This window comes from Haliscomenobacter sp. (genome assembly GCF_040403615.1).
Classification (GTDB): Bacteria; Bacteroidota; Bacteroidia; order Chitinophagales; family Saprospiraceae; genus Haliscomenobacter.
This window is the reverse complement of the sequence record NZ_JBBAKG010000030.1, coordinates 62,245-70,564: the sequence shown is the minus strand read 5'-3', so window position 1 is coordinate 70,564 and position 8,320 is coordinate 62,245. Positions and strand designations below refer to the sequence as shown.

The following is an 8,320-nucleotide window of genomic DNA, read 5'->3' as shown; positions in this document are numbered from 1 at the left end:
TCGGTGATCCTGCGGCCAATCTTACGCTTTCAGAGCGTCGTGCATTTGCGATCAAAACCTGGTTGGAGAAAAAATCTGCCAATAACTTCCCGGAAGGCAGGATTACGATATTCTCTCATGGAGCAAGCAACCCATTGGTATCCAATGATGCCCCTGCTGGCCGTGCGAAAAACCGTCGGGTTGAAATCATTATGGGGAAATAAATTGGTTTCAAGTTTTGGGTTGCCCACAATTCTGCCACTAAAGCGAAAATTGTGGGCAACCCAAAACCCAAAACTTCAGACATGTCCAAATTTACCGCTGATCTTCTGCGCGTATTTAAACCCAACACCAGTGTAGGCCGACCTACAGTGGTATTGATAATTGTAGTGCAGGCAATTATTGCGCTGATTGCCTGGTATACTTCTTCGGAGATTTTACCACGGCCACCCGAAATCTGGTCTGCGTTTGGTCGTTTGCTCAAAGGAGGTGACTTGATTCGGGAGCTGTTTACCAGTATGACGCTGTGTATTCAAGCAATGGGTTTGTCCATCATCATTTCGCTGACGCTTTCCTATTTGACGGTATTGCCCTTTTTCAGACCGACCGCATTTATTGTTTCCAAAGGCCGTTTTTTGACTTTGGTGGGCTTGAGCTTCGTGTTTACGCTGCTCACTTCGGGAGGTCACAACCTCAAGGTGTCTTTGATGGTTTTTGGCATCACGGTTTTTTTTGTTACTTCCGCTATCGCTATGATTCAGTCCATCTCCAAAACGGAATTTAACCATGCTCGAACTTTGGGCATGAGTGAGTGGCAGACAGTAGGGGAGGTCATTATCCTTGGCCGCTTGCATGAAGTGTTTGAAATCATTCGGCAAAACTTTGCCATCAGTTGGATGATGCTGACGATGGTAGAGGGGATTTCCAGGGCAGAAGGGGGCATCGGCGCAATGTTGCTCAACCAGAACAAACACTTGCATCTGGATGCCGTTTTTGCCATTCAAATCCTGATTTTGTTGGTCGGTATCGGAATGGATTACTTGATCGGCGTAGTCAAGAACATCATTTGCCCTTATGCTTCTTTGAGTTTGGAAAGAAGATAAACCTCAACCATGACACACGAATTTAAAAATACAATCCTCAAGGTCGAAAATGTATCGCTCAACCTGGGGGGGAATCAAATCCTGCGCGATGTCAATGTAGATGTGCGCGATATTGTGCGCCCAGGGATGAGTCAGGGGCAAATTGTCGGTTTTTTAGGTCCTTCCGGGATTGGCAAAACTAAGTTTTTTGAAATACTGGCGGGCTTGCTGAAACCCGATACGGGTCAAGTATTACTAGGAGATCCGCTCACTCCAGTACAAATTGGTAGAGTAGGGGTGGTGCAACAGAGCTACCCTTTATTCAATCACCGCACCGTAATGGGTAATTTGATGGTGGCCGCAGCCCGCAAAGGAATTCCTGTGGCTGAACGCAAGGCGAAATGTGAAGAAATGCTGGGGCATTTTGATTTGCAAGCGTATGGCAATCGGTTTCCTGCCGAACTTTCAGGTGGCCAAAAGCAACGAGTGGCCATCGCCCAACAGTTGCTTTGCTCTGAGCATTTTTTATTGCTCGACGAACCCTTTAGCGGACTGGATATCCTGATGATCGATAAGGTTCGTGAGTTGCTGAAAAGCATCTCTACCATGCACGAGTACAACACCATTATTGTGGTATCTCACGATATTGAATCTACGGCCTCCATTGCCGATACGCTGTGGGTCATGGGCAGGGATCGGGATGAGCAAGGAAACATCATCCCCGGTTCGCGGATCAAACACACCTATAACCTGGTTGATCGTGGCCTGGCCTGGCAAGAAGAGGTGATGGTACGTCCTGATTTTCACGAGTTGGTCAATGAAGTTAGAGGATTGTTTAAAACCTTGTAATCGATAATAGAGATGTGAAGTATCGCTTCTCGCATCCCTCCAAAAATAAAATGCCTTTGAAACGCGACGTATCGTGTAGCAAAGGCATTTCATTTTTGGGAAAGCAACACATTGCGTCTCTATCCAAATTTGCGCTTGAAGAACCAACTGCTGTCGTTCAATGTAAATCCGAAAAGGAATTTAATGTAGTTTTCTTTTAAGCCATTTTTGCTTCCAAAACGACCTGCTTCGATGGCCATGTTGAAATAAGAGATGGTTTGCCGAGGCAACACAACCGGAAGTCCAAGTCCCAAGGTGAACCCTGAGTTGGTCAATTGTTGGCCGTTGTTGCTGCGCGGATCTTGACCACTGAAAATGCCCAAGCGGTAGCGAGCCCGCTGCCAGTTGCTATTGTAAGACAAGGCATTGGGGATATACTCCACTCCAAGCGCCATTCTGCGGGTATCTGCCAATTGTTCTCTTTTTGCTTCATTTTGGTACTCGCTCCAATTTGCCAGTGAATATTCGGCACTAAGGCGCAATTTTCCCAGCGCTTCATAAGTGATGCCAAATCCCATTTCCGAAGGCATTGTTCCTGAACGTTGGATGTCAGTTTCGTAAGAAATGGTATCTTTTACCGCAGACACAGAAGACAAACTCCGATACAAACGACTACTGATCGATTTAAGGTTGGAATTTGGAACATAATAGGCTCCTAGTATGATGGTGCGGTCACCAATTTCATAAAGACCTTTGCTATCGGCTTTGTCCAGGCGAATTAAGTACTGACCGCCCAATCGAAATGAGACGCCGCTGTAATTGATGGCATCTTGCAGATCGGCAGAATAAGCCAAAGCCACACTGTCCAATGATACCGCCCGACTATTGGTTGTTTTACCGAACAGTGACTGAATTTCAACTCCTAAGGAAAGGTTTTTGTACCGAAAGCCATTGCCAAATCCCAACTTGTAAGTACCACCCGCACCTTTGAGATCTGTGGTAATCCGCTCAAGCGATTCACTGCGGATCTCCACGTTTTGGATAAGGTATCCAACTTCCGTGTAAGGTGCCAAATGGAAGCCCATTCCCCAGTCAAAATTGCGTTTTTTGCGCTCAAGCGATCGGTTGATGGAGTTGCTGAGCGGAAAAGCAAGCGACATGTGGCGAATATTTCCACTGTAAGTGGCATCTTTTTTGTCACCATCTGATAAGGCTGCATATTTTGCAGAAACAACAACCTCCAGACCTGCAACCTCAAGTGAACTCAAGGAAGCGGGGTTCAACCAATTGGTATGTGATCCATCGCGTAAGGCAATACCCATACCAGCCATGCCTGCCTGGGACACTAAGGCTGGGGAAAACAAATCACCTAACCCAAAGCGAGAATAGGGAGAGTTTTGCTTGGGCAAAATTTGTGCGGTGGTTGTTTGAGCCGAGGCCATCCAAGGCATCCACAACAACATTACGGTTGCAAAAAGCACCGTTTTTTTCATCCAACTACTCGACATTATGGTTCAATATTTTGTTCAGTCCAATGAATACAAGATCCGGCTCGTGTACAGTATCAGTCAGCATTGATTGGGTTAAGAAACCAGCGTCACCGCCAGTCAGCACAACTTTGAGTTGTCCCCATTCTTTTTCCCATCGTTGCCGGTATCCTTCAATTTCCAGAAAAGTCCCTAAGATGGCACCATTGTTCATTGCAGTTTGGGTAGAATCTCCAATCCAGTTTTGCACTGGATGCAGATTCACTTCGGGTAAACGCGCCGTAAACTCGTGCATGGCGCGCAAACGCATGCGCAATCCTGGTGCTATGTTTCCACCCAAATAAACGCCATCGGCTGTCAATAAATCATAGGTAATGCAACTTCCTGCATCTACCACCAGGCAGTTCATGCCTGGAAAAAGTGCAAAGGCACCCACCACCGCTGCCAGGCGATCTTTGCCTAAGGTTTGTGGGGTTTTGTAGGCATTTTGAATTGGAAGAGGGGTATTGGCTTCCAATTGAATCAAGCGGAGGTTTTTACCAAGCCGCACTGTTGATTCTTCGTCCAAACGCCGACCAACCGAACATAAGATCATATTCTTTACCTTATGGTTGGTTGTAAAGTGCAATAAATCATCAATTGCCCAATCATCCCAATGCTGACGTTCTACCAACTTATCCCCGTCAAAAACGGCGAGCTTGGTTCGGGTGTTGCCGATGTCGATGGTCAGGTTCAAGTGATTTGGGTTTCGTGGTTTAGGTATTGAGTTTTTGCCCCACTACTAATGTTTAAAATGCCTTACTCCCGTCACAACCATTGCCAGACCATGTGCATTGCAATAATCAACGCTGTCTTGGTCGCGAATGGAGCCACCGGGTTGCACTACTGCGGTTACGCCAGCTTCGTGGGCCAATTGTACACTATCTGCAAAGGGGAAAAACGCATCGGAAGCCATTACAGCTCCGTGGGTATCCAACTCAAAACGATGTGCTTTTTCAATGGCATGGCGCATCGAATCCACCCTTGAGGTTTGACCACAACCCATTCCAATCAATTGGGCGTTTTTGGCCAAGGCAATCGCATTCGATTTGAGATGCTTCACGCATTTGTTGGCAAAAATCATGTCTTTGATTTCTGCTGTAGTTGGCGCTTTTTTGGACACAACGTTGAAGTTGGTCTCCGTTTCGACCGCCAAGTCGGTATCTTGTTCAATCACCCCATTGAGCAAGCTGCGGAAATTGCGCGCTTGTGCGTTGAAGTGTTTAATTTTAAGCAGGATGCGGTTCTTTTTCTTGACCAATAATTTAGCAGCATCTGGATCAAAATCTGGAGCCAAAAGTACTTCGTAAAAAATTTCATCTACTGCCAATGCAGTTGCCAGATCAATCTTGGTATTGGAGATCAAAATACCTCCGAACGCAGAAATATTGTCTGCTTGCAAAGCGGCTTGCCAGGCTTCCAGTACCGTAGGTCGGGTAGCCACGCCACATGCATTGGTATGTTTGAGAATGGCAAAAGTAGGCTCATCATCAATGAATTCCCGCATAAGTCCGACTGCCGCATCAATGTCGACCATGTTGTTGAAAGAGATGGACTTACCGCCCAGCTTTTCAAACATCTGCTCCAAATCACCGTGATACACCGCTTTTTGGTGTGGATTTTCGCCGTAGCGCAATTCTTCGTGTTGGGTCAAGCTGTGCTTAAACAGTGGTTCCTGCACTCCTTGATTGAAATAATTGAAAATTGCGGTATCGTAGTGGCTGGAAACCTGGAAACCCCGGCGGGCCAATTCTTTGCGATCCTCAAGGTCAGTAGTCCCTTGTTTGGTCTGAATCAATTCCAGAAAATAGGGATAATCATTGCGCGAAGCGACAATGGCTACATCCTGGTGGTTTTTGGCAGCTGCCCGAATCAAGGAAATGCCACCAATGTCTATTTTTTCAATAATCGAACGCTCATCTGTAGTGCTGGCTACCGTTTCTTCGAAAGGGTAGAGGTCTACAATTACCAAATCAATTTCCGGAATATCGTATTGTGCCAGTTGGGTTTGATGGTTTTCTTCGCGGCGTGCCAGGATTCCACCAAAAATTTTGGGGTGTAAAGTTTTTACCCGCCCATCCAGGATAGATGGGTAGGAAGTCAGGTCTTCAACCGGGATAACCGGAATACCCAATTGCTCGATGAATTGTTGGGTTCCTCCTGTTGAATATATTTTTACTCCATGCGTATGTAACTCACGGATGATCGGTTCAAGCCCATCTTTATAATAAACTGAAATGAGGGCTGACTGAATTTTCTTACGTGCCATTTTGTGATTTGGATGCGGTATTAAAAAAGATGGGCAAAGGTAAATAGTTTTTTCTGATAAAGCGCAGCTTGAGTGCAGGAATGCCAATAACCAGCTGTTTAAAAAAAGAGGCAGAGTGAAATATCACCCTGCCGTCCAAAATTTGAAAAGTTCCCCCTATAAACAATTCTTATGCTTAAAGGCAATGCCTTTTACTTTCTTTGTATGCAAAAATACCAATGCTTAGACGCAAATTTAAAACACAGTCACGCATTATGTGCAAAAAGAATGCAATATTTTCGCTGAAATCTATATGTTGTTAGTAGTCAGTGAAAAACAAAAAAACCGCCGAAAGATTCATTCACCTTTCGAGCGGGATTGATTGTGCATTCAGTATGCCCTAACCAGAAAAAAATAACTGAATGCGTTTCTTAGTAGTGGGGCACAAATGAACACTTATTTTTTTGTCGCCCCTTAGCCTAAAAATTTACTGACAGCGTAGTATTTGCGTTTTGAAACAAATGTTGATGTAGGCTGCGCAATGCCGCATTTTTGGCATCTCCACTTACCAGAATAGAGATGTTGTTGCTGCTCCCACCATAAGAAACCATGCGTAGCGGAATGCTTTCGAGGGCACTGAAAATGTGCTTGGTTACTTCGGTATGTGCGCTCAAGGCATCACCTACAATACAAATGATAGATTGGTCTTTATCAACACTGACCTCTCCAAAAGCTTCAAGACTCTGAATGATTCCTGCCAAATGTTGGTCAGAATCAATAGTCAGAGATACGGATACTTCAGAGGTTGTGATCATGTCGATTGGCGTGCGGAATTGCTCGAATACCTCGAACACTTTGCGCAAAAAGCCATAAGCGTGCAACATCCGGCCACTCTGAATTTTGATGGCGGTGATGCCATCCTTGGCTGCGATAGCGGTTATTGTGCGATTGGAAGATGTACTTGAAATCAATGTGCCATGAGCCTTTGGCTCAAAGGTATTTTTCAGTACAATCGGTACCTGGCGTTCTTCTGCTGGAATGACGCAGGTAGGGTGCAAAATTTTGGCGCCGAAATAAGCCAATTCTGCTGCTTCCCGATAGGATACTTGGCGGATCGGCCAGGTGTTTTCAACGATGCGGGGATCATTGTTGTGGATGCCGTCGATGTCTGTCCAAATTTGAATTTCAGAAGCACGAATTGCTGCCCCGATTAAAGTTGCACTGTAGTCACTTCCTCCCCGCTGAAGGTTGTCTACTTCATCAAAAGCATTGCGACAAATGTAGCCTTGGGTAATGAAATAGGTTGCCAAAGGGTGTTGTTGAGGCAACAAGAGTTCTAATCTTTCTTCAATCCATTCCAAATCTGGCTCGCCGTGCTCGTCAATACGCATGAAATCGAGAGCAGAAAGCAAAGCAGAGGGCCGCTCTATGGATGCCAGGTACAACTGAAATAAATTCGTAGAAATGATTTCACCTTGAGCAAGAATCCATTTTTCATGGCGGGTTTCAAAGCGATTTACCCAAAGCAATTGTTCGGTTTCGTCAAAAATACCCCGTACAGTATCATGTCCTTTTGCCTGAAATGGATCAGTGGGCAATAGTTCGTTTACAAACAACCGGTACTCCTCACGTAGTGCCGCAAGTTTGATGGAAGCGACTTCAATCTGTTGTTTGCGAATGAGTTCTCCCAATTCAACCAACTTATTGGTGGTGCCAGATACTGCCGAGAGTACCACAATTTTAGGTTGGCCATCGTCGATCAGTTCGCCTACTCGACGCATTCTTTCCGGACTTCCAACTGAGGTGCCACCAAATTTCAGAACTTGCATAACTTCGTACTTAATGATGTGAATACTTGCAATAATTAATCATCTTGATTGATGAAACAAAAGTAAAGTGCGGAGCAAGCAATTGGAAATTTCAACAGTTAATTGTACGAAAAAATTTATTTTTGTATAAATTTTAACAAAGTGATAAAAATATCAGAACACGTCAGTCAGATTATCCTTCGGTCTCCCTTTTTAATCGAAGCCTTAGCTGAAGGTTTGGTCAATGTGTCTTCTTTGGCTCGCAAGATTCACCCGGAAGTAGAACAAGCTGTAGGAAAAACAATCAACTACGGTGCGATCATTCAGGCCATCAACCGCATGGATACTGGGAAATTGATGAACCTGGATAGAAACATGCGGCAATTCTTCAACCAAATGACCGACATCAGTGTGCGCTCTGGCTTGTTGGATTATACTTTTCTTAATTCGGAGACTTTGCTGAGCAAACAGGTCGATTTGCTCAAGGCCATCAGCAAGCAAGCCAAGGTATTTTATTCTTTTTCACAAGGAGTGTCAGAAACCACGATTGTCATTTCGGAAAACATGGGGATCGAATTGGAAGAAATTTTTCAATTAGAAAAAATGCTGGTCAAAGAGAAAGACCTCAGTTCCATCAGTCTTATGCTGCCTGCGGGCAACCAATTTGTATACGGCTTGTACTACTATATTCTCAAAGAGTTGGCGCTCAATGGCATCAACCTGGTTGAAATGATCTCTACCTCCAATGAATACACCATTGTGGTAGGGAATAAGGATTTGGACAAAGCTTTTTCCCTGTTAATGAGCCTTAAGCACCGCTAAACTCTATAAGTATGACGCAAAAAATTA

8 protein-coding genes are annotated in these 8,320 nt (G+C 44.8%); 4 read left to right on the top strand and 4 right to left on the bottom strand.

Annotation, left to right across the window (positions count from 1 at the left end; genetic code table 11):
* From ABW391_RS11760 to ABW391_RS11750, 3 genes are all read left to right on the top strand, one after another.
* The coding region (locus ABW391_RS11760) for an OmpA family protein (protein WP_353482062.1) at nt 1-203 on the top strand (203 nt) is incomplete at its 5' end.
* An 81-nt stretch (nt 204-284) separates the two neighbouring features.
* Nucleotides 285-1,082 carry an ABC transporter permease gene (locus ABW391_RS11755; RefSeq protein WP_353482061.1) on the top strand — a complete coding sequence of 266 codons (798 nt, stop codon included), beginning with the start codon at nt 285-287 and terminating at the stop codon, nt 1,080-1,082.
* A gap of 9 nt (nt 1,083-1,091) precedes the next feature.
* Nucleotides 1,092-1,910 carry an ATP-binding cassette domain-containing protein gene (locus ABW391_RS11750; protein ID WP_353482060.1) on the top strand — a complete coding sequence of 273 codons (819 nt, stop codon included), beginning with the start codon at nt 1,092-1,094 and terminating at the stop codon, nt 1,908-1,910.
* 119 nt (nt 1,911-2,029) lie between these two features.
* On the opposite strand, the gene bamG is transcribed toward ABW391_RS11750, so the two are convergent.
* The 4 genes from bamG to ABW391_RS11730 form a co-directional block, all read right to left on the bottom strand.
* A complete protein-coding gene (gene bamG / locus ABW391_RS11745; RefSeq protein ID WP_353482059.1) occupies nt 2,030-3,397 on the bottom strand; it encodes a BamG family beta-barrel-assembly machinery protein in 1,368 nt (455 codons plus the stop codon).
* On the bottom strand, nt 3,387-4,112 hold the full coding sequence (locus ABW391_RS11740; RefSeq protein ID WP_353482058.1) for a type III pantothenate kinase: 726 nt from the start codon (nt 4,110-4,112) through the stop codon (nt 3,387-3,389). The genes bamG and ABW391_RS11740 overlap by 11 nt, the downstream gene beginning before the upstream one ends.
* A gap of 45 nt (nt 4,113-4,157) precedes the next feature.
* Nucleotides 4,158-5,684, bottom strand: coding sequence for a bifunctional phosphoribosylaminoimidazolecarboxamide formyltransferase/IMP cyclohydrolase (gene purH / locus ABW391_RS11735; RefSeq protein WP_353482057.1), 1,527 nt, complete (start codon nt 5,682-5,684; stop codon nt 4,158-4,160).
* A gap of 458 nt (nt 5,685-6,142) precedes the next feature.
* Nucleotides 6,143-7,492, bottom strand: a complete 1,350-nt coding sequence (locus ABW391_RS11730; RefSeq protein ID WP_353482056.1) for an aspartate kinase — start codon at nt 7,490-7,492, stop codon at nt 6,143-6,145.
* Nucleotides 7,493-7,633: 141 nt separating this feature from the next.
* Here ABW391_RS11730 and ABW391_RS11725 point away from each other — a divergent pair, with 141 nt between their 5' ends.
* Nucleotides 7,634-8,293 (top strand): aspartate kinase, encoded by a 660-nt coding sequence (locus ABW391_RS11725; protein WP_353482055.1) that lies wholly within the window; start codon nt 7,634-7,636, stop codon nt 8,291-8,293.
* Nucleotides 8,294-8,320 lie beyond the last annotated feature (27 nt).